The sequence below is a fragment of the Burkholderia sp. LAS2 genome (assembly GCF_018417615.1).
GTDB lineage: Bacteria > Pseudomonadota > Gammaproteobacteria > Burkholderiales > Burkholderiaceae > Burkholderia > Burkholderia sola.
Window position 1 is genome coordinate 2,477,598 of sequence record NZ_CP071052.1, and the last position, 24,989, is coordinate 2,502,586.

The 24,989-nt window shown below is 66.4% G+C and carries 24 protein-coding genes and 1 pseudogene; 14 read left to right on the plus strand and 11 right to left on the minus strand.

Annotated features, from left to right (window positions below; genetic code table 11):
• The first annotated feature begins 282 nt into the window (after positions 1 to 282).
• The 9 genes from JYG37_RS11430 (at position 283) to JYG37_RS11470 (ending at position 8,669) form a co-directional block, all read left to right on the plus strand.
• Positions 283 to 657, plus strand: a complete 375-nt coding sequence (locus JYG37_RS11430) for an Mth938-like domain-containing protein (protein ID WP_012328660.1) — start codon at positions 283 to 285, stop codon at positions 655 to 657.
• Positions 658 to 781: 124 nt separating this feature from the next.
• Positions 782 to 2,458, plus strand: a complete 1,677-nt coding sequence (locus JYG37_RS11435) for a glycosyltransferase family 39 protein (RefSeq protein WP_124637704.1) — start codon at positions 782 to 784, stop codon at positions 2,456 to 2,458.
• A 13-nt stretch (positions 2,459 to 2,471) separates the two neighbouring features.
• On the plus strand, positions 2,472 to 2,843 hold the full coding sequence (locus JYG37_RS11440) for an EamA family transporter (RefSeq protein ID WP_050013231.1): 372 nt from the start codon (positions 2,472 to 2,474) through the stop codon (positions 2,841 to 2,843).
• 140 nt (positions 2,844 to 2,983) lie between these two features.
• Positions 2,984 to 4,135, plus strand: coding sequence for a DegT/DnrJ/EryC1/StrS family aminotransferase (locus JYG37_RS11445; protein WP_050013232.1), 1,152 nt, complete (start codon positions 2,984 to 2,986; stop codon positions 4,133 to 4,135).
• A 6-nt stretch (positions 4,136 to 4,141) separates the two neighbouring features.
• Positions 4,142 to 5,194 carry a glycosyltransferase gene (locus JYG37_RS11450; RefSeq protein ID WP_050013233.1) on the plus strand — a complete coding sequence of 351 codons (1,053 nt, stop codon included), beginning with the start codon at positions 4,142 to 4,144 and terminating at the stop codon, positions 5,192 to 5,194.
• Positions 5,191 to 6,138: a formyltransferase gene (locus JYG37_RS11455; RefSeq protein WP_213345414.1), complete on the plus strand. Its 948-nt coding sequence runs from the start codon at positions 5,191 to 5,193 to the stop codon at positions 6,136 to 6,138. Before JYG37_RS11450 ends, JYG37_RS11455 begins: the two co-directional genes overlap by 4 nt.
• Positions 6,135 to 7,190, plus strand: coding sequence for a bifunctional UDP-4-keto-pentose/UDP-xylose synthase (locus JYG37_RS11460; protein WP_060733329.1), 1,056 nt, complete (start codon positions 6,135 to 6,137; stop codon positions 7,188 to 7,190). Before JYG37_RS11455 ends, JYG37_RS11460 begins: the two co-directional genes overlap by 4 nt.
• Positions 7,191 to 7,203: 13 nt before the next feature.
• The gene (locus JYG37_RS11465; protein ID WP_050013236.1) at positions 7,204 to 8,100 is read left to right on the plus strand and encodes a polysaccharide deacetylase family protein; all 897 of its coding nucleotides are present in this window, start codon (positions 7,204 to 7,206) and stop codon (positions 8,098 to 8,100) included.
• Between the two features lie 107 nt (positions 8,101 to 8,207).
• Positions 8,208 to 8,669 carry a peroxiredoxin gene (locus JYG37_RS11470; RefSeq protein ID WP_050013237.1) on the plus strand — a complete coding sequence of 154 codons (462 nt, stop codon included), beginning with the start codon at positions 8,208 to 8,210 and terminating at the stop codon, positions 8,667 to 8,669.
• A 198-nt stretch (positions 8,670 to 8,867) separates the two neighbouring features.
• On the opposite strand, the pseudogene JYG37_RS34770 reads toward JYG37_RS11470, so the two are convergent.
• Positions 8,868 to 9,109, minus strand: a pseudogene (locus JYG37_RS34770) (hypothetical protein); the annotation flags it as partial.
• Here JYG37_RS34770 and JYG37_RS11475 point away from each other — a divergent pair.
• Positions 9,005 to 10,807, plus strand: coding sequence for a PhoH family protein (locus JYG37_RS11475; RefSeq protein WP_069617861.1), 1,803 nt, complete (start codon positions 9,005 to 9,007; stop codon positions 10,805 to 10,807). The pseudogene JYG37_RS34770 and the gene JYG37_RS11475 sit on opposite strands and share 105 nt — an antisense overlap.
• Positions 10,808 to 11,046: 239 nt before the next feature.
• Positions 11,047 to 12,144 (plus strand): C40 family peptidase, encoded by a 1,098-nt coding sequence (locus JYG37_RS11480; RefSeq protein ID WP_213345415.1) that lies wholly within the window; start codon positions 11,047 to 11,049, stop codon positions 12,142 to 12,144.
• Between the two features lie 149 nt (positions 12,145 to 12,293).
• Here JYG37_RS11480 and JYG37_RS11485 read toward each other — a convergent pair whose 3' ends face one another.
• The 10 genes from JYG37_RS11485 to JYG37_RS11530 all read right to left on the minus strand — a co-directional run bounded on the left by JYG37_RS11485 (position 12,294) and on the right by JYG37_RS11530 (position 20,933).
• A complete protein-coding gene (locus JYG37_RS11485; protein ID WP_050013240.1) occupies positions 12,294 to 13,304 on the minus strand; it encodes an inorganic phosphate transporter in 1,011 nt (336 codons plus the stop codon).
• Positions 13,305 to 13,314: 10 nt separating this feature from the next.
• The gene (locus tag JYG37_RS11490) at positions 13,315 to 13,941 is read right to left on the minus strand and encodes a DUF47 domain-containing protein (RefSeq protein ID WP_006478627.1); all 627 of its coding nucleotides are present in this window, start codon (positions 13,939 to 13,941) and stop codon (positions 13,315 to 13,317) included.
• 138 nt (positions 13,942 to 14,079) lie between these two features.
• Positions 14,080 to 16,503 (minus strand): replicative DNA helicase, encoded by a 2,424-nt coding sequence (dnaB, locus tag JYG37_RS11495; protein WP_124630768.1) that lies wholly within the window; start codon positions 16,501 to 16,503, stop codon positions 14,080 to 14,082.
• Positions 16,504 to 16,645: 142 nt separating this feature from the next.
• Positions 16,646 to 17,098 (minus strand): 50S ribosomal protein L9, encoded by a 453-nt coding sequence (gene rplI / locus JYG37_RS11500; RefSeq protein WP_006486256.1) that lies wholly within the window; start codon positions 17,096 to 17,098, stop codon positions 16,646 to 16,648.
• A 27-nt stretch (positions 17,099 to 17,125) separates the two neighbouring features.
• The gene (gene rpsR / locus JYG37_RS11505; RefSeq protein ID WP_004193360.1) at positions 17,126 to 17,401 is read right to left on the minus strand and encodes a 30S ribosomal protein S18; all 276 of its coding nucleotides are present in this window, start codon (positions 17,399 to 17,401) and stop codon (positions 17,126 to 17,128) included.
• A 4-nt stretch (positions 17,402 to 17,405) separates the two neighbouring features.
• Entirely contained in the window at positions 17,406 to 17,705 is a 300-nt protein-coding gene (gene priB / locus JYG37_RS11510; RefSeq protein WP_011549649.1) for a primosomal replication protein N, read from the minus strand.
• 40 nt (positions 17,706 to 17,745) lie between these two features.
• Positions 17,746 to 18,120: a 30S ribosomal protein S6 gene (gene rpsF, locus JYG37_RS11515; RefSeq protein ID WP_006486255.1), complete on the minus strand. Its 375-nt coding sequence runs from the start codon at positions 18,118 to 18,120 to the stop codon at positions 17,746 to 17,748.
• Positions 18,121 to 18,346: 226 nt separating this feature from the next.
• Positions 18,347 to 19,222, minus strand: a complete 876-nt coding sequence (locus JYG37_RS11520; RefSeq protein ID WP_213345416.1) for an anti-sigma factor family protein — start codon at positions 19,220 to 19,222, stop codon at positions 18,347 to 18,349.
• On the minus strand, positions 19,212 to 19,853 hold the full coding sequence (locus JYG37_RS11525; protein ID WP_050013242.1) for an RNA polymerase sigma factor: 642 nt from the start codon (positions 19,851 to 19,853) through the stop codon (positions 19,212 to 19,214). The genes JYG37_RS11520 and JYG37_RS11525 overlap by 11 nt, the downstream gene beginning before the upstream one ends.
• A gap of 168 nt (positions 19,854 to 20,021) precedes the next feature.
• Complete coding sequence (locus JYG37_RS11530) at positions 20,022 to 20,933, minus strand: LysR family transcriptional regulator (protein WP_050013243.1); 912 nt, start codon at positions 20,931 to 20,933, stop codon at positions 20,022 to 20,024.
• Between the two features lie 171 nt (positions 20,934 to 21,104).
• On the opposite strand from JYG37_RS11530, the gene gcl reads away from it, so the two are divergent.
• The 3 genes from gcl to JYG37_RS11545 are packed head-to-tail and all read left to right on the plus strand — an operon-like array spanning position 21,105 to position 24,664.
• Positions 21,105 to 22,880: a glyoxylate carboligase gene (gcl, locus tag JYG37_RS11535; protein ID WP_050013244.1), complete on the plus strand. Its 1,776-nt coding sequence runs from the start codon at positions 21,105 to 21,107 to the stop codon at positions 22,878 to 22,880.
• A 39-nt stretch (positions 22,881 to 22,919) separates the two neighbouring features.
• Positions 22,920 to 23,729 carry a hydroxypyruvate isomerase gene (hyi, locus tag JYG37_RS11540; protein WP_050013245.1) on the plus strand — a complete coding sequence of 270 codons (810 nt, stop codon included), beginning with the start codon at positions 22,920 to 22,922 and terminating at the stop codon, positions 23,727 to 23,729.
• Between the two features lie 41 nt (positions 23,730 to 23,770).
• Entirely contained in the window at positions 23,771 to 24,664 is an 894-nt protein-coding gene (locus tag JYG37_RS11545) for a 2-hydroxy-3-oxopropionate reductase (RefSeq protein WP_050013246.1), read from the plus strand.
• The last annotated feature ends 325 nt before the right edge of the window (positions 24,665 to 24,989 follow it).

Below are 24,989 nucleotides of genomic sequence, written 5' to 3' on the forward strand. Positions count from 1 at the left end.
GGGGACGGGATCAAAACTGGAAAGCGGCCGGTCTGTGCGCGCTGTCTAGACTGGGAAAAAGCGGCGGCCGGACGCGGCTTGTGGCGACGCACGACGCAAGTGGCGCCCGCAGGCGACCAAAAAGTTATAATTTAGCGGATTTTGGCCGACTTTCGCAATGCACCATAGCCGCGCCGGGCCCGCGCCGTCGGGCGTCCGCGCGTGGCCGGGCGCGCGAAACCGGCCTGCCGGGCCCTTGCGGCCCGGCCAACCCATTCCCCTACGGAACCGCGGAATACCGATTTGAAACTGCACCAGGACACGAGCGGCGCGCTCAACACCGTCACCGGCTACGGCCCCGATTATGTCGACGTCAATCTCGAACGCCATGAAACGAGCGTCATCGTGCTGCCCGGCGCGCCGGTCCAGGCCTGGCCCGTGTCGTCGTTCGACGCGCTCGCGCCCGAGCATTTCGCGATGCTGCTCGATCCGACGCCCGAACTCGTGATCTTCGGCAGCGGCGCGCGGCTGCGCTTCCCGCACCCGCGGCTCGTCGCGGCGCTCACCGCGAAGCGGATCGGCGTCGAGACGATGGATTTCCAGGCCGCCTGCCGCACCTACAACATCCTGATGGCCGAAGGCCGCAAAGTCGCCGCCGCGCTCTTAATTGAACGTTAATCCCGGTTGCGGTAAAACTCGGGCCGGCGCAGCGGGTCGATCCCCCGGATCGGCCCGGCCAGGCCGCCCGCCCCCGGCGCAACCCGCCGGCGGCCCGTCACAATAACCAACAGGCTGAAAACCCATGAACGATACGCCGTCGAGGCTACCGCTCAATCGCATCACGCTCGTCCTCCTGCTCGTCGCGTTCGCGATCGTCTGGTTCGCGCCGCTCGGGCTGCGCCACCTGATCCCGAGCGACGAAGGCCGCTATGCGGAAATGGCGCGCGAGATGTTCGTCACCGGCGACTGGATCACGCCGCGCTACAACGGCTACAAGTACTTCGAGAAGCCGCCGCTGCAAACCTGGCTGAACGCGCTGACGTTCGCATGGTTCGGCATCGGCGAATGGCAGGCGCGCCTGTATACCGCCGTCGCGAGCTTCGCCGGCGTACTGCTCGTCGGCTACACCGGCGCGCGCCTGTTCAATCCGCTGTCGGGCTTCCTCGCGGCCGTCGTGCTGGCCAGCGCGCCTTACTGGAACCTGATGGGTCACTTCAACGCGCTCGACATGGGGCTCGCGTTCTGGATGGCGCTGTCGCTGTGCTCGCTGCTGCTCGCGCAGCGGCCCGGGCTGCGCCCGGCCGCGGTGCGCGGCTGGATGTGGGCGTGCTGGGCCGCGATGGCGTTCGCGGTGCTGTCCAAGGGCCTCGTCGGGCTGATCCTGCCGGGCGCCGTGCTCGTGCTGTATACGGTGATCGCGCGCGACTGGGCGCTGTGGAAGCGCCTGTATCTGGTCAGCGGCCTCGTGATCTTCTTCGCGATCGTCACGCCGTGGTTCGTGCTCGTCCAGCAGCGCAACCCCGAATTCTTCAACTTCTTCTTCGTCGTCCAGCAGTTCCGCCGGTACCTGACCCCGGAACAGAACCGCCCGGGCCCGCTGTACTACTTCGTGCCGGTGCTGCTGGTCGGCTTCCTGCCGTGGCTGTCGGTCGCGTGGCAGAGCATCCGCCATGCGTTGCGCATGCCGCGCCAGCCGAACGGCTTCTCGCCGATGCTCGTGCTGCTGATCTGGAGCGCGTTCATCTTCCTGTTCTTCAGCGCGTCGCATTCGAAGCTGATCTCGTACGTGCTGCCGGTCGCGCCGGCGCTCGCGCTGATCATCGGCGCGTACCTGCCGCTAATGACGGCCGAGCGCTTCCGCCGCCACCTGCTCGGCTATCTCGTGTTCTTCGTCGCCGCGGCGTTCGGGATCATCTTCCTCGCGTACCAGGGCGACGCCCGCACGCCGAACGCGCTGTACCGCGCGTTCCAGATGTGGCTGTACGCCGGTCTCGCGGTCTCGGCCGCGCTGACGCTCGCGGCCGCGTGGCTGAACCGCCGCGCGGGCGTAGCCGCCGCGCTCGCCGCGTTCGGCGCCGCATGGCTCGCGTTCGGCACGATCGGCGGCACCGGGCACGACGAGTTCGGCCGCTACAGCTCGGGCGCGCTGCTCGCGCCGGCCGTGCGCGCCGAACTGGCGAAGCTGCCGCCCGACACGCCGTTCTACTCGATCGAAATGCTCGATCACACGTTCCCGTTCTACATGGGCCACACGACGATCATGGTCCAGCGCCAGGACGAGCTCGCGTTCGGGATCTCGGTCGAGCCGAACAAGTGGATCCCGACCGTCGGCGAATGGGTCACGCGCTGGAAGCAGGACACCCATGCGCTCGCGATCATGCCGCCCGGCCAGTACGACGCGCTCGCCAAGGAAGGCGTGCCGATGCGCGTGGTCGCGCGCGACAACCGCCGCGTGATCGTCGAGAAACCGCAATCGTAAGGACGTCCTTCGCATGAATCCCGTTTCGTTCGTCTGCATCATCACCGGCGTGATGCTCAACGCCTGTGCGCAACTTCTGCTGAAAGCCGGCGTCAACGCCGTTGGACACTTCGAATTCAGCCGTGCGAACATCATCCCGGTCGGATTCAAGATCGCGACCCAGTTGCCGATCATTGGCGGGCTCGGCTGCTACGTGCTGAGCGTCGTCGTGTGGATCGTCGGGCTGTCGCGGGTCGACGTGTCGATCGCGTACCCGATGCTGTCGCTCGGCTACGTCGTCAACGCGTTCGCGGCGTGGTACCTGTTCGGCGAGGTGCTGTCGATCCAGAAGTTCGTCGGCATCGGCATCATCCTGATCGGCGTGCTCGTGCTCGCGCGCAGTTGAGCGCGGCCCGCGGCCCCGGCGTTCGTTAAGCGTCCGCCTACAAAAAATCACGGTGCGAATCGGCCAACCGGTGTTTAATGCCGGTTTCGGACGGATCGCCCGACCCTTTTATTACACGCCATTACAGGCCCAACGCGTTCATGAGCCAGACTACCGCTCCGTTTCTGCCGTTCACCCGCCCCGAGATCGATGAGGAAACCATCCAGGGCGTCGTCGACGTGCTCCGCTCGGGCTGGATCACGACCGGCCCGCAGTGCCAGAAATTCGAAGCCGCGCTGTCCGAGTACTGCGGCGGCCGTCCGGTCCGCGCATTCAATTCGGGCACCTGCACGCTCGAGATCGGCCTGCGCATCGCGGGCGTCGGCCCCGGTGACGAGGTGATCACGACGCCGGCGTCGTGGGTCTCGACCAGCAACGTGATCATCGAAACCGGCGCGACGCCCGTGTTCGCGGACATCGATCCCGTCACGCGCAACATCGACCTCGACAAGCTCGAGCAGGCGATCACGCCGCGCACGAAGGCGATCATCCCCGTGTTCCTGTCCGGCCTGCCGGTCGACCTGGACCGCCTGTACGCGATCGCCCGCGCGCACAAACTGCGCGTGATCGAGGATGCCGCGCAGGCGTTCGGCTCGACGTGGCACGGCAAGCGCATCGGCGCGATCGGCGACATCGTGTCGTTCAGCTTCCACGCGAACAAGAACCTGACGACGATCGAAGGCGGCGCGCTCGTGCTGAACGACGAGGACGAAGCCGTGCTCGCGCAGAAGTACCGGCTGCAGGGCATCACGCGCACCGGCTTCGACGGGATGGACTGCGACGTGCTCGGCGGCAAGTACAACCTGACCGACGTCGCCGCGCGCGTCGGCCTCGGCCAGCTGCCGCACATCGAGCGCTTCACCGCGCAGCGCCGCGCGCTCGCCCGCGCGTATTTCGCCGCGTTCGACGGCGGCGCGGCCGTGAAGCTGGGCCTCGGCCTGCCGGTCGCCGAATTCGAGAACGGCAACTGGCACATGTTCCTGGTCACGCTGCCGCTCGAGCGGCTGACGATCACGCGCGCCGAATTCATGGCGCAGATGAAGGAACGCGGGATCGGCACCGGCATCCACTACCCGGCGATCCATCTTTTCACGCTGTACCGTGCGCGCGGTTTCAAGGAGGGCATGTTCCCCCACGCCGAACGGTACGGCGCGTCGACCGTCACGCTGCCGCTGTTTACGCAGATGACGGAAGGCGACGTGCGTCGCGTGGCCGACGCCGTCAATCAGATTTGCGAACAATACGGAAAATAAGCGTACATGAGTCACCTTGAAGCACGCGCCGGGCATTCGGGCGCCGGGCACCCGGGCGCCGCGCATCTGGACACCGACCGGCCCGAAGTATCGGTCATCATCCCCGTATACAACGAGGAAGACGGCCTCGCCGCGCTGTTCGCGCGCCTGTATCCGGCGCTCGACGCACTCGACGCGTCGTACGAAGTGATCCTGATCAACGACGGCAGCCGCGACCGCTCGGCCGCGATGCTCGCCGATCAGTTCCACGTCCGGCCCGACACGACGCGCGTCGTGCTGCTCAACGGCAACTACGGCCAGCACATGGCGATCCTCGCGGGCTTCGCGCAGTCGCGCGGCGAAATCGTCATCACGCTCGACGCCGACCTGCAGAACCCGCCCGAGGAAATCGGCAAGCTGATCGCGAAGATGCGCGAGGGCTACGACTACGTCGGCTCGATCCGCAAGCAGCGCCAGGACAGCCTGTGGCGGCGCAAGGCGTCGCAGATGATGAACCGGCTGCGCGAGCGCATCACGCGCATCAAGATGACCGACCAGGGCTGCATGCTGCGCGCGTACAGCCGCCGCATCATCGACACGATCAACGTGTGCGGCGAAGTCAACACGTTCATCCCCGCGCTCGCGTACACGTTCGCGCAGAACCCGACCGAGATCGAAGTCGCGCACGAGGAACGCTTCGCGGGCGAATCGAAGTATTCGCTGTACAGCCTGATCCGGCTGAACTTCGACCTCGTGACGGGCTTCTCGGTCGTGCCGCTGCAGTGGCTGTCGTTCATCGGCGTGATCCTGTCGCTCGGCTCCGCCGCGCTGTTCGTGCTGCTGCTCGTGCGCCGCTTCATCGTCGGCGCGGAAGTGCAAGGCGTGTTCACGCTGTTCGCGATCACGTTCTTCCTGCTCGGCGTGATCATCTTCGCGCTCGGCCTGCTCGGCGAATACGTCGGCCGCATCTACCAGCAGGTGCGCGCGCGTCCCCGCTACCTGATCCAGGCCGTGCTCGAGCAGCACGACGGCATGCCGCCGGTGCCGGCCGCCGCGAACCGCCCGGGAGCCGCGCAATGAAGCCGCGCGCGGTCGTCTTCGCGTATCACAACGTCGGCGTGCGGTGCCTGCAGGTGCTGCTCGCGCGCGGCGTCGACGTCGCGCTGGTCGTCACGCACGAGGACAATCCGAACGAGAACATCTGGTTCGGCAGCGTCGCGTCCGTCGCGGCCGAGCACGGCATTCCGGTGCTCACGCCGGCCGACCCCACCGATCCGGCGCTGCGCCGCGCGGTGTCCGACGCGCGGCCCGATTTCATCTTCTCGTTCTACTACCGGCACATGCTGCCGGTGGACCTGCTTGCGATCGCACCGCGCGGCGCGTACAACATGCATGGTTCGCTGCTGCCGAAATACCGGGGTCGGGTACCGACCAACTGGGCCGTGCTGAACGGCGAGACCGAGACCGGCGCGACGCTGCACGAGATGGCCGCGAAGCCCGACGCGGGCGCGATCATCGGCCAGACGGCGGTACCGATCCTGCCGGACGACACGGCCGCGCAGGTGTTCGACAAGGTCACGGTGGCCGCCGAGCAGACGCTGTGGCGCGTGCTGCCCGCGCTGCTCGCGGGCGAGGCGCCGCACCTGCCGAACGATCTCGCGACCGGCAGCTACTACGGCGGGCGCAAGCCCGAGGACGGCCGCGTCGACTGGTCGAAGCCGGCCGCGCAGGTCTACAACCTGGTGCGCGCGGTCGCGCCCCCGTATCCGGGCGCGTTCACGGACGTCGACGGCGCGCGCTTCGTGATCGCGCGTGCGCGCCTTGCAGCGCCCGGCAGCGCGGCAGCGGCCGCCGCGGCGGATTTGCCGCCCGGCCTGCACGTAAGCGATAATGCGCTATTCGGCGTCTGCGGCGACAGCCGCGCCCTATCCATTCTCGAGCTCTGGCAGCAGCGCGACGGCAGCGAAGCCGTCGTGACGCCCGCGGAATTCGCGCAGTTCATTCATTCTTCCCGTCATTCATGAAAGCAAAAAAAGTCCTGATCCTGGGTGTGAACGGCTTCATCGGCCATCACCTGTCGAAGCGCATTCTTGAAACCACCGATTGGGAAGTGTTCGGCATGGACATGCAGACCGACCGGCTGGGCGACCTCGTCAACCACGAGCGGATGCATTTCTTCGAAGGCGACATCACGATCAACAAGGAGTGGGTCGAGTATCACGTGAAGAAGTGCGACGTGATCCTGCCGCTCGTCGCGATCGCGACGCCGGCGACCTACGTCCAGCAGCCACTGCGCGTGTTCGAGCTCGACTTCGAGGCGAACCTGCCGATCGTGCGCTCGGCCGTCAAGTACGGCAAGCACCTCGTGTTCCCGTCGACCTCCGAGGTCTACGGCATGTGCTCGGACGAGCAGTTCGACCCGGACGCGTCGGCGCTCACCTACGGCCCGATCAACAAGCCGCGCTGGATCTACGCGTGCTCGAAGCAGCTGATGGACCGCGTGATCTGGGGCTACGGGATGGAGGGCCTGAACTTCACGCTGTTCCGTCCGTTCAACTGGATCGGCCCGGGCCTCGACTCGATCTACACGCCGAAGGAAGGCAGCTCGCGCGTGGTCACGCAGTTCCTCGGCCACATCGTGCGCGGCGAGAACATCAGCCTCGTCGACGGCGGCTCGCAGAAGCGCGCGTTCACCGACATCGGCGACGGCATCAGCGCGCTGATGAAGATCATCGACAACAAGGGCGGCGTCGCGTCGGGCAAGATCTACAACATCGGGAATCCGAAGAACAACTTCTCGGTTCGCGAACTCGCGCACAAGATGCTCGAACTGGCCGCGGAATTCCCCGAGTACGCGGATTCGGCCAAGCAGGTGAAGCTCGTCGAAACGACGTCCGGCGCCTACTACGGCAACGGCTACCAGGACGTGCAGAACCGCGTGCCGAAGATCGACAACACGATGCAGGAACTCGGCTGGGCGCCGCAGGCGACGTTCGACGACGCGCTGCGCAACATCTTCGAAGCGTATCGCGGCCACGTCGCCGACGCGCGCGCGCTCGTCGAACAGCAAGGCTGACCGGGACGTTCGCTTGGCTCGCATTGTCCTCAAGATCGACGTCGACACGCTGCGCGGCACGCGCGAAGGCGTGCCGAACCTCGCGCGCATCTTCGACCGCTTCAACGCGCGCGCGACCTTCCTCTTCAGTCTCGGGCCCGATCACACGGGCTGGGCGCTGCGGCGCGTGTTTCGCCCGGGCTTCCTGAAAAAGGTATCGCGCACGTCGGTGGTCGAACACTACGGCGTGAAGCAGCTGATGTACGGCGTGCTGCTGCCCGGCCCCGACATCGGCCGTCGCGCGATCGCCGACATGCGCGCGATTCACGAGGCCGGCTTCGAATGCGGGATCCACACGTGGGATCACGTGGTCTGGCAGGACAACGTGCGTGCACGCGATCGCGACTGGACCGCCCGTGAAATGCAGAAGAGTCACGCGCGCTTCGTCGAGATCTTCGGCGCGCCGCCCGTCACGCACGGCGCGGCCGGCTGGCAGATGAACGACGCCGCGTTCGAGCAGATCGACGCATGGGGAATGCGCTACGCATCCGACGGTCGCGGCCATTCGCCGTACCTGCCCGTCGTCGGCGGCCGCACGCTGTCGCACGTGCAGATGCCGACCACGCTGCCGACGCTCGACGAAGTGCTCGGCGTCGACGGCATCGACACGCACAACGTCGCCGCGCACATCCTCAAGTTCACCGAAACCAATCCGCACGACCAGGTATTCACGCTGCATGCGGAGCTGGAAGGCCAGAAGCTCGCGCCGGTGTTCGAGCAACTGCTCGCCGGCTGGCGCGCGCAAGGCCATACGTTCGCGACGATGGGCGACTACCACGCGACGCTGGACCGCGACTCGCTACCATCGTACCCTGTCGCGTGGGGCGAAATCCCCGGCCGCTCCGGCGAACTGGTCGTCCAGCCCGACTGAATTCGCGCGAGCCGGCGTCGCCGCCCCGCCCTTGCGGCGCGCTGCCGCGACGCCCCGCCGAACCGCGCCGCCGCAGCGGCGCCATTCCATAACAACAGGAGAAGCACGTGTCCGTCGAAGTTGACCGTCAAGTTCCCGATTTCACCGCACCAGCCACGGGCGGCGACATTTCGCTGTCCGGCCTGAAGGGCAAGAAGCTCGTGCTGTACTTCTATCCGAAGGACAACACGCCGGGCTGCACGACCGAAGGGCTGCAATTCCGCGATCTCTATCCGAAGTTCAAGAAAGCCGGTGCGGAAGTCATCGGCGTGTCGCGCGACAGCCTCCGCTCGCACGACAATTTCAAGGCCAAGCTCGAACTGCCGTTCCCGCTGATCTCCGATGCCGACGAAGCGCTGTGCGCGTTGTTCGATGTCATCAAGATGAAGAAAATGTATGGCAAGGAAGTGCGCGGAATCGAGCGCTCGACGTTCCTGATCGACGCCGACGGCGTGCTCCGACAGGCATGGCGCGGCATCAAGGTACCGGGTCACGTGGACGACGTGCTAAAGGCTGTACAAGCGCTTTGAGGCGCGTTATATTGGGCCGCAATGAATGCCAGTTCGCCCCATATTTCTCGTAGCTGCGCCGGTGCCTGTTGCAATGCTTCACGGCACCTGACGCGCATCACGACGGCATCAGCCGAGCCGCATGTCCCTGTCGACGGGGCAGCGGCTTTTTTTATGGAACGCGCGCCGGCCCGCCCCGGTCCGGCCTTTACCGCATCGAGGAGCTGATCGACACTTAGGCGAACCGGCTAGACGAAATTCCTGTGCGCCACCGCGCGCAAACTGCATGCGTCTACGTCACGCAGGATGCGATCAGCGGCGCACGCCATGCGACACGATTCCTCCCGAGGGACACCATGCCTTTGCCTACTCCCCCCAGCAAGCTCGGCAGCCTGCTGCCGCCCGACGAATACAAGGCGAAAGCGCGGCCCGCGAAAGCCGCGAAGAAATCCGCCGAAGGGGACGCATCCACAGCCGGTGACTATGGTCCGGCCAGCGTGGCCCAACCGATGATCGAAGCCGCGAACACGGCCGCGCCGCTGCGCGCCGTCGCGTCTTCGGCGCCCGAGGCCGCAAGCGCCCCCGCGCGCGGCCGCAAGACGAGGCAGACGGCCGCGCTGCTGCAGCCGCTGCAGGCGCCCGCCGAACCGGCGGCACCGGTCGTCGCACGCAACGACAAGCCGGCCGCCGACAAACCGGCCGCCGCGCCCGCGCGCGATGCCGGCGCCGCGACGAAGTCGCGCAGCCGCAAGCCCGCCGAAGCCGAACTGCAGAAGCTGTTCGTGCTCGACACCAACGTGCTGATGCACGACCCGAGCAGCCTCTTCCGCTTCGAGGAACACGACGTCTATCTGCCGATGATGACGCTCGAGGAACTCGACAACCACAAGAAGGGGATGTCCGAAGTCGCGCGCAACGCCCGCCAGGTCAGCCGTACGCTCGACGCGCTCGTCGCCGACGGCGGCCCGATCTCGGCCGGCATTCCGCTGTCGCGCCTCGGCAGCCGCGACGCGCTCGGCCGCCTGTACTTCCAGACGAAGCTCGCCGACATCGCGCCCATCGAAGGCCTGCCCGAAGGCAAGGCCGACAACCAGATCCTCGGCGTCGTGCGCGCGCTGCAGCGCGACCGGCCCGATCGCCAGGTCGTGCTGGTGTCGAAAGACATCAACATGCGGATCAAGGCGCACGCACTCGGCCTGCCCGCGGAAGACTACTTCAACGACCAGGTGCTCGAGGATTCGGATCTCCTGTACAACGGCGTGCGCGAGCTGCCGCAGGATTTCTGGACCAAGCATGCGAAGGGCATGGAGAGCTGGCAGGACACGAAGACGGGCACCACGTACTACCGCGTGACGGGCCCGCTCGTCGCGTCGATGCTCGTCAACGAGTTCGTCTATCTCGAGCCGCAGAACGGCGAGCCGACGTTTCATGCGATCGTCCGCGAGCTGAACGGCAAGACGGCGCTGCTGCAGACGCTGCGCGACTACAGCCACCACAAGAACAACGTGTGGGGCATCACCGCGCGCAATCGCGAGCAGAATTTCGCGCTGAACCTGCTGATGAACCCCGAGATCGATTTCGTCACGCTGCTCGGCCAGGCCGGCACCGGCAAGACGCTCGTCGCGCTCGCGGCCGGCCTCGCGCAGGTGCTCGACGACAAGCGCTACAACGAAATCATCGTGACGCGCGCGACCGTGCCCGTCGGCGAGGACATCGGTTTCCTGCCCGGCACCGAGGAAGAGAAGATGCAGCCGTGGATGGGCGCATTCGACGACAACCTCGAGGTGCTGCAGAAGACCGACGACGCGGCCGGCGAATGGGGCCGTGCGGCGACGCAGGAGCTGATCCGCTCGCGCCTGAAGGTGAAGAGCATGAACTTCATGCGCGGCCGCACGTTCGTCGACAAGTACCTGATCATCGACGAGGCGCAGAACCTGACGCCGAAGCAGATGAAGACGCTCGTCACGCGCGCGGGCCCCGGCACGAAGATCGTGTGCCTCGGCAACATCGCGCAGATCGACACGCCCTACCTGACCGAAGGCAGCTCGGGCCTGACCTACGTCGTCGACCGCTTCAAGGGCTGGGGCCACAGCGGCCACGTGACCCTCGCGCGCGGCGAACGCTCGCGGCTCGCCGACTACGCGTCGGACATTCTGTAACGCGCAGGCCGGCCTCTCGGCCGGGCTTTCGACGCCCACGCGGCGCTCCGTTTTTTGGGGCGCCGTTTTTATTTGGGGTCGAAGAGAAAAGTAACGCTTTGTCACGCAACAACGCAGTTTACGCGCGAAACTTCAAGTAAATTCTCAAGAATGGTTGCTTAAGCCCCGTCGGAGCGTCTACCATCGGGTCTGTCTGTTGTCATACGATTCGCGAGCGCGTCGCGCTCGCCCGCCTTGCCATGCTTCGAATCTGGGTTCCCGTCGCCGTCGTCTCCCTGCTTGCGGCCTGCTCCAGCGTGCCGCCGCAGTCGGCATCGCGTTCCGCGTCGGGCATGAAGATCACGACGCCGCGTGCGTTCCCGGCGCCCGCCAATTTCCCGAAATTCGTCGACCACAGCGTCGGTCAGGAAGAAATCTCGATCCAGGCGATGAGCCTCGTCGGCGTCCCGTATCGCTGGGGCGGCAACACGCCGACGAGCGGCTTCGACTGCAGCGGGCTCGTGCGCTACGTGATCGGCCGCGCGGCCGACGTGAACCTGCCGCGCACGACCGCCGACATGAGCGGTCGCGGCGTGTCGATCGAACCCGACGAGATCGCGCCGGGCGACCTGATTTTCTTCAACACGACCGGACGGCCGCATTCGCACGTCGGCATCTATGTCGGCAAGCTGCGCTTCGTCAACGCGCCGTCGACGGGCGGCACCGTGCGGCTCGACTATCTGACGAACCCGTACTGGGCCAAGCGATTCGACGGCATTCGCCGCGTCGCGCCGCCGCGCTCGGCCCCGACGCCGTTCGATGCGCCGACCTACGAGGCCAAGCGCGACGAGCCGCGCAGTCCGCCGACGGTCGCGGCTGCTCCGGTGGTCGTGACGGCTGCCGCCGCGTCGCGGCAGCCTGCGACTGCGTCGTCGCAAGCGAGAGCGGCGCAGGCACCGGCTCCCGCTCCGACCGTTCCGAGCACGCCGGTCGTGACGGCTGCCGCAGTTGCACCGGCAGCCCAGGCCGCCGACCCGTACGAGCCGCCGCCACCGCGGATGCAGGTGGCCCGGCAGCAGGCCACGTCGGTAAATGACGATGCGGCCGCGACGACGGCCAACGCCGCACCGGCCGCGCCGGCGGAAGTCGGCACGCAGATTCCGACGACCGCGCTGACGGCCGCCCAGGCCGCCGCGTTCGATGCCGAACCGCCGCCCGCCGCCGCGTCGGCGCCCCCACGCAATATCGAGCCCGCGCCCGTGCAGGTATGGCGCGCGTCGACGCAATCCGCGCCCGTCAGCCCGCGCACGAGTACGGCTGACGATCCGATCGCGCGGTTCGCGAACGGCAGTTACTGACCGCTCGTTCTTGCCGAGCGGCGGTGACGTCGAAGGTATTGTCGGCCGCCCCACCCGCGCCGCAGCACGCTTTGGCCACCCCAAAAGAAATGCGCCGCAGCCTTTCGGCTTGCGGCGCATTTTTCATGTCGATCCGGGCGTGTCGGCGATCAGAAGATCTGATGCCCGAGCCACCACCCGCCGGCCGCAAACAGCGCGGCTGCCGGCAGCGTCAGCACCCACGCCCACACGATGTTGCCGGCGACGCCCCAGCGCACGGCCGACAACTTCTGCGTGGCGCCGACACCGACGATCGCGCCGGTAATCGTGTGCGTGGTCGACACCGGAATGCCGAGGAACGACGCGACGAACAGCGTGATCGCGCCACCGCTTTCCGCGCAGAAGCCGCCGACCGGCTTGAGCTTCGTGATCTTCTGGCCCATCGTGCGCACGATGCGCCAGCCGCCGAACAGCGTGCCGAGGCCCATCGACAGGTAGCACGCGCCGATCACCCACGCCGGCGGCGCATCGGCGGTCGCCGACGCGTAGCCGCTCGCGATCAGCAGCATCCAGATGATACCGATCGTCTTCTGTGCGTCGTTGCCGCCGTGGCCCAGGCTGTACAGGCCGGCCGACAGCAGCTGCAGCCGGCGGAAGCGCCGGTCGACCTTGCTGGGCGCGGTACGGAAATACAGCCACGACACGCCGAGCATGAACAGCGAACCGAGGATGAACCCGAGCAGCGGCGAAATGAAGATGAACGCGATCGTCTTCAGCAGACCGTCGACGTTCAGCGCACCCCAGCCGGACTTCGCGAGCGCCGCGCCGACGAGGCCGCCGATCAGCGCGTGCGACGAACTCGACGGAATCCCGTAATACCAGGTAATCACGTTCCAGCCGATTGCACCGACCAGCGCGCCGAACACGACGTAATGGTCGACGATCTCGGGATCGATCGTGCCTTTACCGACGGTCTGCGCGACTTTCAGGTGGAAGATGAAATACGCGATCACGTTGAACGCGGCCGCGAACACCACGGCCTGCTGGGGCTTCAGCACGCCGGTCGACACGACGGTGGCGATCGAGTTCGCCGCGTCGTGAAAGCCGTTCATGAAGTCGAATACGAGCGCGACGAGCACCAGCGTCGCGACCATCCATAGGGCGAGTTGTATCGAATGCATCGTGGTCCGCTCAGGCGTTTTCCAGCACGATGCCTTCGATGATGTTCGCGACGTCCTCGCACTTGTCGGTGATCTCTTCGAGCAGCTCGTAGATCGCCTTCAGCTTGATGAGCGTCTTCACGTCGTCTTCCTCGCGGAACAGCTTCGACATCGCCGCGCGCAGCACGCGGTCGGCCTCCGACTCCCAGCGGTCGATTTCCTCGCATTGCTTGAGGATCTGTGCCGACTGCTTCATGTCGGACAGCAAGCCGACGGCCTGCTGCACGTGTTGCGCCGACTGCGTGACGATGTGCGCGAGCTGGCTCGCCTCGGACGTGACGGACTGCACGTCGTACAGCGACACGGCCGTCGCGACGTCCTCCATCAGGTCGAGGATGTCGTCCATCGTCGTGATCAGCTTGTGGATCTCGTCGCGATCGAGCGGCGTGATGAAGGTCTTGTGCAGCAGATCGATCGCCTCGTGCGTGAGCTTGTCGGCGGCCTTCTCGGCGATTTGCACGTTTTGCTTGTGAATCTCGGCGTCGGCGAGATTGTCGATCAGCAGTTCGAGTTCGCGGCCACCGGAAACGATGTGCTTCGCGTGCGCGTTGAAGAGTTCAAAGAACTTGCCCTCGGTGGGCATGAATCGACCGAACATGGGATTCCTGAGAGATTGTCAAACTACTGTCACGAAAACGGGCGACATTGTACCGGTTTCGGTCCCGACGCGACGTGCGCATATGCGCACGCCGGGATTGGATACAACAATTGGCGAAATAGGTGTTTACAACCGGCTTTACTCGCCGTAGAAGGTCTGCGCCCCGGCAAAATTGTCGAACTTCGTGTATTGCCCCAGGAACGTGAGCCGAACAGGCCCGATCGGGCCGTTACGCTGCTTGCCGATGATGATTTCGGCCGTCCCCTTGTCGGGGCTGTCCGGATTGTAGACCTCATCGCGATAAATGAACAGGATCACGTCCGCGTCCTGTTCGATTGCGCCCGATTCGCGCAAATCCGACATCACCGGACGCTTGTTCGGGCGCTGTTCGAGGCCGCGGTTCAGCTGCGACAGCGCGATCACCGGCACGTCGAGCTCCTTCGCGAGACTCTTCAGCGAACGCGAGATTTCCGAAATTTCGGTCGCGCGGTTCTCGCCCTGCGACGAACCCGACATCAGCTGCAGGTAGTCGACGATGATCAGGCCGAGCTTGCCGCACTGACGTGCGAGGCGCCGCGCGCGAGAGCGCAGCTCCATCGGGTTCAAGCCGCCCGTCTCGTCGATGAAGAGCTGCGCCTCGCTCATCTTCTGCACCGCGTGCGTCAGCTTCGGCCAGTCCTCGTCCGTCAGGCGGCCGGTACGCATCCGGTGCTGGTCGAGCCGGCCGATCGAGCCGAGCATACGCATCACGAGCTGGGTCCCCGGCATTTCCATCGAGAACACCGCGACCGGCAACCCGTACTCGACCGCGACGTATTCGCCGATGTTCATCGAGAAGGCCGTGTTGTGCGTGACGACGTAATCGTCGGTCACGTACAGCCGAGACGGATGCGAAACCGAGATGCACTGCGTGGCGGTCCGGCGCGACGGCTCGATACCCATAATTACCGGCAGCTTGCGGCGCGTCCGCCCGGCCATTAGCCGCTCGCGCTTGCCCTCGAACAGGAACAGGCTCTGCGGATCCGGGTGACTGATCGTGCAAATATAAGCCGTCGCACCGGCCTTGCGTTCGCCGTCGACCGTGAAGCTCGTCGCCTTTTCGGCAACCTGGCACCACGCGCCGAGCGAACGCGCCAGTTCGCGCACGTCGCTCGCCAACTGCGCACTGGCGGTCGAATAACGCACCGTACCCCACGATTCGACCCAGCCGTCCGTGTCGAGCAACCCGCGCAACACATCCAGCCGCGCGTCCTTGTCCGCATCGAGGTAGAGACGCGGGATGAACTTGTCGTAACTCGTCCTCCCCCACACACCGAGTTGCTCGAGCGCAGCCTTGAGCGGGTTGGCGGACGGCCGGGCCACGGTGGCCGTCGACGGCCGGCGTTTGATGCGCCAGTCGTACTGGCCCGCGTATTCAAGTTCGAGCGACGCGTCGACACGCTCGCGCATCCGGTTCAACGTTTCCTCGGCCTTCACGCTGAAACGCACGGCGGTCCCGCCGAGCGCACCGTCGCCCAGCAGCGCGCCGAGTACCCATGGGTCAACCGGCAGCGCCTCGCGATGACCAAACTCGCCGCTCGGCATGTCGATCCACAACCGGTTCCGGTAGCGTTCGCGCGTCAGCAACGTGCGAATCTCCGCGGTCGACAGCACACGGGGCTTTTCCCACTCGCGGAAATGGACGCACCACAGGTGCTCGTCGCAGCATTCGGCCGAACGCCCATCCGAAAAGCGGACCCGATACACCTGGCGTTCGCCCTGCGGGTAGATGCCGGTCACGATCGATGGAGCCCCGTCGACCGAAGCAAGTGCATCACCGACCGCCAGCTCGCCCATCGGCTTCCAGCCCGTCAACGTCCTGACGCGCGCATCGAGCGGCTGCGCCTTACCCATCGACGGGCGCCCCGCCACGATGATCAGCTCGCCGCCATGCATCCCCGACGTCATCCGGTCGAGGTCGACGAAGCCGGTCGGCGTGCCGGTGACGTCGCTCGGGTTCGCGGTGTGGTACAGCGTGTCGATGCGCTCGACCACCTGCGTGAGCAGCGGGCCGATCTCGAGGAATCCCTGGTTGCCGCGCGCTCCCTCTTCGGCGATCGAGAACACCTTCGATTCGGCCTCGTCGAGCAGTTGGCGGACTTCCTTGCCCTGCGGATTGAATGCGTCGGCCGAGATCTCGTCGGCGACCGACACGAGCCGGCGCAGCACCGCGCGGTCGCGCACGATTTCCGCATAGCGGCGGATGTTCGCCGCGCTCGGCGTGTTCTGCGCGAGGGCGTTCAGGTACGCGAGCCCGCCGACGTCGTCGGCCTTGCCGGACGTGGTCAGCGCTTCGTACACGGTCACGACGTCGGCCGGGCGCGTCGACGCGATCAGGCGGCCGATGTGCTCGTAGATGATCCGGTGGTCGTAGCGGTAGAAGTCGCCCTGCGACAGGAAGTCGGCAATCCGGTCCCATGCCGCGTTGTCGAGCAACAGGCCGCCGAGCACCGACTGCTCGGCTTCCACCGAATGCGGCGGGACTTTCAGCGATTCGATTTGGGGATCTTGCGGCGCGTTCATGGGTTGGGATTATCGCGAATAGATGGCGGCAGCGCTACCACCGCTTGCCGGCGAGCAGGCAATAAAAAAGGCAGGCCCCGGTTACCCGGGCGCCTGCCCTTGTCCGGACGGCGGAAGCCGCCCGGCAAGCTTGCGTCTACGCTTACGCGTGGTCGCCGATCACGTTGATCGTGACGTCGACGACGACGTCCGTATGCAGCGCGACTTGCACGTTGTGCTCGCCGATCATCTTCAGCGGGCCTTCCGGCATGCGAACTTGCAGCTTCTCGACTTCGTAGCCGGCCTTCTTCAGCAGTTCCGCGACGTCGCCGTTCGTGACCGAGCCGAACAGACGGCCGTCGACGCCCGACTTCTGCGTGATTTCGAACGACTGGCCGTTCAGCTTCTCGCCGACTGCCTGCGATGCCGCCAGCTTTTCAGCGGCGATCTTTTCGAGTTCAGCGCGGCGCACTTCGAATTCGGCGATCGCTTCCTTCGTTGCACGGCGAGCCTTGCGGTTCGGGATCAGGAAGTTGCGAGCGTAACCGTCCTTGACCTTGACGATGTCGCCGAGGTTGCCCAGATTGGCGACTTTTTCCAACAGAATGATTTGCATTCGAATTCTCCTTATTGCGTCGCCTGATTACGCCTTGTGCTGATCGGTGTACGGCAGCAGCGCGAGGAAACGCGCACGCTTGATTGCCGTATCCAGCTGACGCTGATAGTGGGCCTTCGTACCCGTCAGGCGAGCCGGCGTGATCTTGCCGTTTTCGCCGATGAAGTCCTTCAGCGTTTCCGTGTCCTTGTAGTCGATCTGCTCGACGCCGGCAGCCGTGAAACGGCAGAACTTCTTGCGCTTGAAGAGCGGGTTTTGTTGCTGACGACGCTTGTCGAATTTCTTACCAGTCGGGCGGGCCATGATTTCAGTCCTTTCCTGTGTCCTGCAATGCAGTGATGTGAAACACCAAGGTTCTCGCGTTGCGGCTTTTCTTGGCCAGGAAGCCCGTGAACAGCGTTTCGACGCCCATTTCACGACTTTCCAGCTTGCCGCTCGCCTCACCGGCCGCCACCGCCTCGATCGTCATTTCGACCTGACGGGGAATGCCTGCTTCGACGACTTCCGTGCGGTGATGCAACGTGGCGCTTGCGATCGGAACACCGGCCGGCGTATATCGCACCGGTGCGCGTTCGACGACGCTCGCCGTCAATTGCAACCTGTTCACGTGAGTGGCGCGCTCCTTGATGGCTTAATAAGTGACGAACTTAAGCCTGCGCTTCGGCCGGCTGAGCGGCAGCCGCCTTCTTGGCTTCTTCGCGCTGAACTTCCTTCATCATCGGCGACGGGCCGGTTTCGGCCTTCTTCATCTTGACGATGAGGTGACGCAGCACGGCGTCGTTGAACTTGAACGCGTGTTCGAGTTCGTCGAGCGTCGTCTGGTCGCACTCGATGTTCATGCAGACGTAGTGAGCCTTCGCGAGTTTCTCGATCATGTAGGCCAGCTGGCGACGGCCCCAGTCTTCGACACGGTGGATCTGGCCGCCGTGCGACGTGATCGTGGACTTGTAGCGCTCGATCATCGCGGGCACTTGCTCGCTTTGATCCGGGTGCACGATGAATACGATTTCGTAATGACGCATACACACTCCTTGTGGATTAAAGCCACCCGGGCGTCTGAACCGGTGTGGCAAGTGAGAAGCCGAAGATTCTAACCCGGTTACGGGGCGCATGCAAGGCCAATCGACGATTCGCCGACTAATTCGGCCGTGTTTTCAAAGACTTGAACGGGTATGCGGGCCCGCGAGCGCCCTTCGCCCTTTCGCGGCCGGGGTCGGAACAAGAGTGCACCTCCCCATAACGGCATGGTCATTCGCCGTGCGCGCCGGCCAGCCGCGCGTCGAGCGCCGTCCGGAACGCCGCGAGCGCCGACGGCTCGGCGTCGGTCACCGCCCACCACGTCATGCCGGCCGCGTTCCAGCGGTCCAGCGCATAGCCCTGCGACACGGTCGCGTACGGGGCCGCCGGCCGTTCGCCGGCCGGCTGCACGTAGACGTCGACCACGTGCTGCCGGTGGCGGTAGACGAGCACTGCGACGCGACGCCGCCCGACGTAGTCGAGCCGGCCGCCGACCAGCGCGAAACCGTCCGTGGCGAGATTCTCGACCGGCGGCGCATAGTCGAGCCGGCCGTTGAACCACGGCTTGACCGTGTGCTGGTCGGTCGAGATCACGTCGATGTCGCGCGCCGACAGGTCGGCCCGCACGTGGCTCGCGACCAGTTCGTCGACCGTGCGGTCGGTGTCCGCGTGGCGGGCGGACCACGCCACGCCGCCCGCCGCCGCGACCGCCATCAGCAGCGCGACGCCCCAGCCGAGGCCCGGCCACGCGGCCACGCGCGACCCGACGCCTGGGGGCCGGCGGGGGGGGGGGGGGGGGGGCCCCGCGCCCGGGGGGCGCCGGGGGGGGGGCCCCGGGGGCGGGGGGGGGGCGCGCCCCGGCGCGGCCCTGGGGCGGGGGGCGGGGGCCGCGGCCGGCAGGCTCGCGAGGATACTCGCCCGCAGCGCGTCCGGCGCACGGTGATAATCGGCCTGCCGCACCGCCTGCACCAGCGTGACGATCCGTGCGCGTTCGCGGCGGCATGCGTCGCACCCTTCGACATGCTGCTGGACCCGCAACGCATCGGGCGCCGACAGCTCGCGGTCGACGTCCGCGTCCAGCAACGCTCGCGCTTCGTTACAGTCCATCGATCGCCTCCGATGCGGTTCCGCCAGCCGGCGCACGGCCCGGCCGGCCTTCGGTCGCCGGCGCCTGTGCCTCGCCCAGCAGCGCGGCAAGCTTGCGCCGGCCGCGCGCGAGCCGCGACATCACCGTGCCGACCGGCACGTCCGCGATCGCCGCGATTTCGCGATAGCTCAGGTCCTCCATCTCGCGCAGCACGAGCACCTCGCGGTATTCCGGCGGCAGCTTCGCGAGCGCCGCGTTCACGAGCCGCACGTTCTCGCCGCGCAGCAGCTGCGCGAGCGGGTCCTCCGTCGCCGGCTGCCAGTCGTCGGGCACGTCGGCATCGTCCAGCGTGTCGGGCAGCGCGACCTCGTGCGCCTGCGTGCGCCGCCGCCACTCGGTGTACCAGGTGTGGCGCACGATCGTCAGCAGCCACGGCCGCGCGTTGTCGCCGCGACACGAGTCGACGAAACGCAGCGCGCGCATGCACGCGTCCTGCACGACGTCGTCCGCGTCGCCGGCGCTGCCGCTCAGCCAGCGCGCGAGGTTGTACGCGGCGTCGAGATGCGGCAGCACGAGCGCGCGAAACCGCTCGCCGCGCGCGAGCGCATCGTCCACCGCCCGTTCATCGACCGCCTGTCCGGCTTGCCCCACATGGCCTCCCTGGTCCCGGCGGCCGACGCCGCGCCCGTTCCGCGCACGGCGCCCGGACAGACCGGCAACGTGCGCGCTCGATGACCTTACCGCTGCTGCGTCGAGTTTATTCCCGCGCCGCGCGCATGAAGCGTAAAAAATCGCCGAACGGCCGGGCAGCCCGCCCCGTTACGGCGTGGTGCTCCAGTAACCGGGGCGCGCATACGCTTCGCGCAGGTAGTCGATGAAATAGCGCACGCGCGCCGGCACGTAGCGCTGCTGCGGGTAGACCGCGAGGATGTCGTAGTCGGGCAGCGCGTACTCGTCGAGCACGGTCTCGAGTTCGCCCGTTTCGAGCTGCGCGGCGATTTCCCACGTCGAGCGCCAGCCGAGCCCGAGCCCTTCGGCCACCCAGCGATGCAGCAGCTCGCCGTCGTTGCAGTCGAGATTGCCGGTCACGCGCATCGTCGCGATCTTGCCGTGGCGCTGGAAATACCAGCCGCGGTTCTGCCCGCCCTGCAGGTTGAAGGCCAGGCAGTTGTGCTTCAGCAGGTCATCGAGCGATTTCGGCCGGCCGTGCTGGCGGAAATACCCGGGCGTGCCGCACACCACGCGCCGGTTCGACGCGAGCTTCACCGCGACGAAGTTCGGATCGACCGCGCCGCCGATCCGGATCGACAGGTCATAGCCCTCGCGCACGAGATCGACGACGCGGTCGGTCAGGTTGAACGACAGCTGCATTTCCGGCTTGTCGGCGAGAAAACCCGGCGCGTGCGGCGCGACGTGCTTGCGGCCGAACGCGGCCGGCGCCGACACGATCAGGTGCCCGCTGACCGCGCGCCGCCCGGCGGCCAGCTCGTTCTCGGCCTGATCCCATTCGGACAGCAGCCCGCGGCAGCGCTCGAGGAACGCGGCGCCCTCCTCGCTGACCACCAGCCGCCGCGTCGAGCGGTACATCAGCTTCACGCCGAGGCGCTTCTCCAGCGCGTCGATCCGCCGCCCGAGCACCACCGGCGACACGCCCTCCTCGAGCGCGGCCGCCGCGAGGCTGCCGGCATCGGCCACCCGCACGAACGTCTCGATCTGCTTGAAACGATCCATCTGCTGTCTCCGTCCCGGCTCCGACACCGGCGGGAAGCCCCGTCCGGCCGTCATTCCATACTTTTAGTTTCGAAATAAGCGACTTCGGCTGATCTTATCAAACCTTTCGTGCATCCCTAAAGTGTCCTCAACAGACCGATTCGCAAGATCCAACTATCCAAGGAGACATTCATGGCCAAGATGAGAGCCGTCGACGCAGCCGTACTCGTGCTCGAGAAGGAAGGCATCCAGACCGCGTTCGGCGTGCCGGGCGCCGCGATCAACCCGTTCTACTCGGCCATGCGCAAGTCGGGCGGCATCAGCCACGTGCTGGCGCGCCACGTCGAAGGCGCATCGCACATGGCCGAAGGCTTCACGCGGGCGGCGCCGGGCAACATCGGCGTGTGCATCGGCACGTCGGGCCCCGCCGGCACCGACATGATCACCGGCCTCTACTCCGCATCGGCCGACTCGATTCCGATCCTCGCGATCACCGGCCAGGCGCCGCGCGCGCGTCTCTACAAGGAAGATTTCCAGGCCGTTGACATCGAATCGATCGCGAAGCCGGTCACGAAGTGGGCGGTCACCGTGCGCGAACCGGCGCTCGTGCCGCGCGTGTTCCAGCAGGCATTCCACCTGATGCGCTCGGGCCGTCCGGGCCCGGTGCTGGTCGACCTGCCGATCGACGTGCAGCTCGCCGAAATCGAATTCGACATCGACACGTACGAACCGCTGCCGGTCTACAAGCCCGCGGCCACCCGCGCGCAGATCGAGAAGGCGCTCGCGATGCTCAACGACGCGGACAAGCCGCTGATCGTGTCGGGTGGCGGCGTGCTGAACGCGGCGGCCGAAGACCTGCTCGTGCAGTTCGCGGAAACAATCGGCGTGCCGGTGATCCCGACGCTGATGTCGTGGGGCGCGATTGCCGACGACCACCCGCTGATGGCCGGCATGGTCGGCCTGCAGACGTCGCACCGCTACGGCAACGCGACGCTGCTCGCGTCCGACTTCGTGCTCGGCATCGGCAACCGCTGGGCGAACCGCCACACGGGCAGCGTCGAGGTCTACACGAAGGGCCGCAAGTTCGTGCACGTCGACATCGAGCCGACGCAGATCGGCCGCGTGTTCGGCCCGGATCTCGGCATCGTGTCCGACGCGAAGGCCGCCCTCGAGCTGTTCGTCGCGGTCGCGCAGGAATGGAAGGCCGCCGGCAAGCTGAAGGATCGCAGCGCGTGGGTCGCCGACTGCCAGGCACGCAAGCGCACGCTGCAGCGCAAGACGCACTTCGACAACGTGCCGGTCAAGCCGCAGCGCGTGTACGAAGAGATGAACAAGGTGTTCGGTCGCGATACCTGCTACGTCAGCACGATCGGCCTGTCGCAGATCGCCGCCGCGCAGTTCCTGCACGTGTTCAAGGCGCGCAACTGGATCAACTGCGGCCAGGCCGGCCCGCTCGGCTGGACGATCCCCGCCGCGCTCGGCGTGCGTGCGGCCGACCCGAGCCGCCCGATCGTCGCGCTCTCCGGCGACTACGACTTCCAGTTCATGATCGAGGAGCTCGCCGCCGGTGCGCAATTCAAGCTGCCGTACGTGCACGTCGTCGTGAACAACTCGTACCTCGGGCTGATCCGCCAGGCGCAGCGCGCGTTCGACATGGACTACTGCGTGCAGCTCGCGTTCGACAACGTGAACGCGCCGGAACTGAACGGGTATGGCGTCGACCACGTGGCCGTCGCGGAAGGCCTCGGCTGCAAGGCGCTGCGCGTGTTCAAGCCGGAAGAGATCGAGCCGGCGCTGCGCCAGGCGCAAACGCTCGCGGAAGAGTTCAGCGTGCCGGTGGTCGTCGAGGTGATCCTCGAACGCGTGACGAACATCTCGATGGGCACCGAAATCGACGCGATCAACGAATTCGAGGATCTCGCCGATAAGGCCGAGCACGCGCCGACCGCGATCTCGATGCTCGACTGAACCGCACGACATTTTTGACCGACCGAAGAGGCTTAGCTCATGCCGAAGTTTGCTGCAAACCTGACCATGCTGTTCAACGAAGTGCCGTTCCTCGACCGTTTCAAGGCGGCCGCGGACGCGGGTTTCGACGCCGTCGAGTTCCTGTTCCCGTACCCGTACGCGAAAGAAGAACTCGCCGAGCAGCTCGAGTCGCACCGCCTGCGCCTCGTGCTGCACAACCTGCCCGCCGGCAACTGGGATCAGGGCGAGCGCGGCATCGCGTGCCTGCCCGATCGCGTCGGCGAGTTCCAGGAAGGGGTCGGCCGTGCGATCGGCTACGCGAAGGCGCTGAAGGTGCCGCAGCTGAACTGCCTGGTCGGCATTCCGTCGGCGAGCACCGCGCGCGACAAGACTTTCGTGACGATCGTCGACAACCTGCGCTTCGCGGCCGATGCGCTCAAGCGCGAAGGCATCCGCCTGCTCGTCGAGCCGTGCAACCGCTTCGACATCCCGGGCTTCGCGCTGAACCGCTCGTCGGAAGGGCTCGACGTGATCCGCGCGGTCGGCTCGGACAACCTGTTCCTGCAGTACGACATCTATCACATGCAGCGCATGGAAGGCGAACTGGCCGCGACGATCGAACGCAACCTCGCATCGATCGGCCACGTCCAGCTCGCGGACAACCCGGGCCGCAACGAGCCGGGCACGGGCGAGATCAACTATGCGTTCCTGTTCGCGCTGCTCGACCGGCTCGGCTATGCCGGCTACGTCGGCTGCGAATACAAGCCCCGCACCACCACGACGGAAGGCCTCGGCTGGCTGCAAAGCGTGGCCGGCTGCGCACCGGCCTCGGCGCGTCGCGCCGCCTGAGTCGCCCCCTTCCCGTTTTCAGCCCCAGAGGAGACTTTCACATGGCAATCATCGGTTTCATCGGCCTCGGCATCATGGGCGCGCACATGGCGCGCAACCTGCTCAAGGGCGATCACCAGCTCGTCGTGAACGGCGCGTTCCCGATTCCGGACGATCTGCGCGGCAGCGCGAAGGTCGTCGCGAACTCGACCGAAGTCGCGCAGCACGCGGACATCATCATCGCGATGGTGCCGGACACGCCCGACGTGCGTAACGTGCTGTTCGCCGACGACGGCGTCGCGAAGGGCCTGACGGCCGGCAAGCTCGTGATCGACATGAGCTCGATCTCGCCGCTCGACACGCAGGCATTCGCGAAGCAGATCAATGCGCTCGGCTGCGACTACCTCGACGCGCCGGTGTCCGGCGGCGAAGTCGGCGCACGCGAAGCGACGCTGACGATCATGGTCGGCGGGCCGGAAAAGGCGTTCGAGCGCGCGAAGCCGCTGTTCGAGAAGATGGGCAAGAACATCACGCTCGTCGGCGACAACGGCGCGGGTCAGACCTGCAAGGTCGCGAACCAGATCATCGTCGCGCTGAACATCGAAGCGGTCGGCGAAGCGCTGCTGTTCGCCGCCCGCTCGGGCGCCGATCCGGAGCGCGTGCGCCAGGCGTTGATGGGCGGCTTCGCCGCGTCGCGCATCCTCGAAGTGCACGGCGCGCGGATGACCAAGCGCACGTTCGATCCGGGCTTCCGCATCGAGCTGCACCAGAAAGACCTGAACCTCGCGCTCGACGGCGCACGCAAGCTCGGCCTCGCGCTGCCGCACACCGCGAGCGCGCAGCAGCTGTTCAGCGTATGCGCGTCGCACGGCGGCAAGGCGTGGGATCACTCGGCGCTCGTGCGCGCGCTCGAGATCATGTCGAACTTCGAGATCGGCCAGACGCCGGCCGCGTAACGCGGATGCAGCAACGCGCGTTTCGCTGCAATGGTGAAACGCGTGTCACGCACACACGCGATCCGGTTACGGCCGGTCGCATCGATGCGCGACGCACGCGCGCATCACGGTGGGGCGCCCCGCCCTGCATCGCCAACGGCATGCGGGACGGGGCGAAAAACGCCGCTCTGGGCTGAGAGCGGCGTGGTGGGGTCCGCAGCGGCACCCGGCGGCGCCGGGGAAGCCTTGGTCGGTCAGACGTCGTCGTCGGGTGTCCGCCTGTCGGATTTCGCGTATTACATTTCTTTACGTTCGAGCGTGCGATTTTTCATGCATTCGTCGCGAT

Coding starts and splice junctions, on each gene's coding strand:
- JYG37_RS11435 (WP_124637704.1), top strand. CDS start 782: ATGAACGATACGCCGTCGAGGCTACCGCTCAATCGCATCACGCTCGTC.
- JYG37_RS11440 (WP_050013231.1), top strand. CDS start 2,472: ATGAATCCCGTTTCGTTCGTCTGCATCATCACCGGCGTGATGCTCAAC.
- JYG37_RS11445 (WP_050013232.1), top strand. CDS start 2,984: ATGAGCCAGACTACCGCTCCGTTTCTGCCGTTCACCCGCCCCGAGATC.
- JYG37_RS11450 (WP_050013233.1), top strand. CDS start 4,142: ATGAGTCACCTTGAAGCACGCGCCGGGCATTCGGGCGCCGGGCACCCG.
- JYG37_RS11455 (WP_213345414.1), top strand. CDS start 5,191: ATGAAGCCGCGCGCGGTCGTCTTCGCGTATCACAACGTCGGCGTGCGG.
- JYG37_RS11460 (WP_060733329.1), top strand. CDS start 6,135: ATGAAAGCAAAAAAAGTCCTGATCCTGGGTGTGAACGGCTTCATCGGC.
- JYG37_RS11475 (WP_069617861.1), top strand. CDS start 9,005: ATGCCTTTGCCTACTCCCCCCAGCAAGCTCGGCAGCCTGCTGCCGCCC.
- JYG37_RS11480 (WP_213345415.1), top strand. CDS start 11,047: ATGCTTCGAATCTGGGTTCCCGTCGCCGTCGTCTCCCTGCTTGCGGCC.
- JYG37_RS11485 (WP_050013240.1), bottom strand. CDS start 13,304: ATGCATTCGATACAACTCGCCCTATGGATGGTCGCGACGCTGGTGCTC.
- JYG37_RS11490 (WP_006478627.1), bottom strand. CDS start 13,941: ATGTTCGGTCGATTCATGCCCACCGAGGGCAAGTTCTTTGAACTCTTC.
- dnaB (WP_124630768.1), bottom strand. CDS start 16,503: ATGAACGCGCCGCAAGATCCCCAAATCGAATCGCTGAAAGTCCCGCCG.
- rplI (WP_006486256.1), bottom strand. CDS start 17,098: ATGCAAATCATTCTGTTGGAAAAAGTCGCCAATCTGGGCAACCTCGGC.
- rpsR (WP_004193360.1), bottom strand. CDS start 17,401: ATGGCCCGCCCGACTGGTAAGAAATTCGACAAGCGTCGTCAGCAACAA.
- rpsF (WP_006486255.1), bottom strand. CDS start 18,120: ATGCGTCATTACGAAATCGTATTCATCGTGCACCCGGATCAAAGCGAG.
- JYG37_RS11520 (WP_213345416.1), bottom strand. CDS start 19,222: ATGGACTGTAACGAAGCGCGAGCGTTGCTGGACGCGGACGTCGACCGC.
- JYG37_RS11530 (WP_050013243.1), bottom strand. CDS start 20,933: ATGGATCGTTTCAAGCAGATCGAGACGTTCGTGCGGGTGGCCGATGCC.
- gcl (WP_050013244.1), top strand. CDS start 21,105: ATGGCCAAGATGAGAGCCGTCGACGCAGCCGTACTCGTGCTCGAGAAG.
- hyi (WP_050013245.1), top strand. CDS start 22,920: ATGCCGAAGTTTGCTGCAAACCTGACCATGCTGTTCAACGAAGTGCCG.
- JYG37_RS11545 (WP_050013246.1), top strand. CDS start 23,771: ATGGCAATCATCGGTTTCATCGGCCTCGGCATCATGGGCGCGCACATG.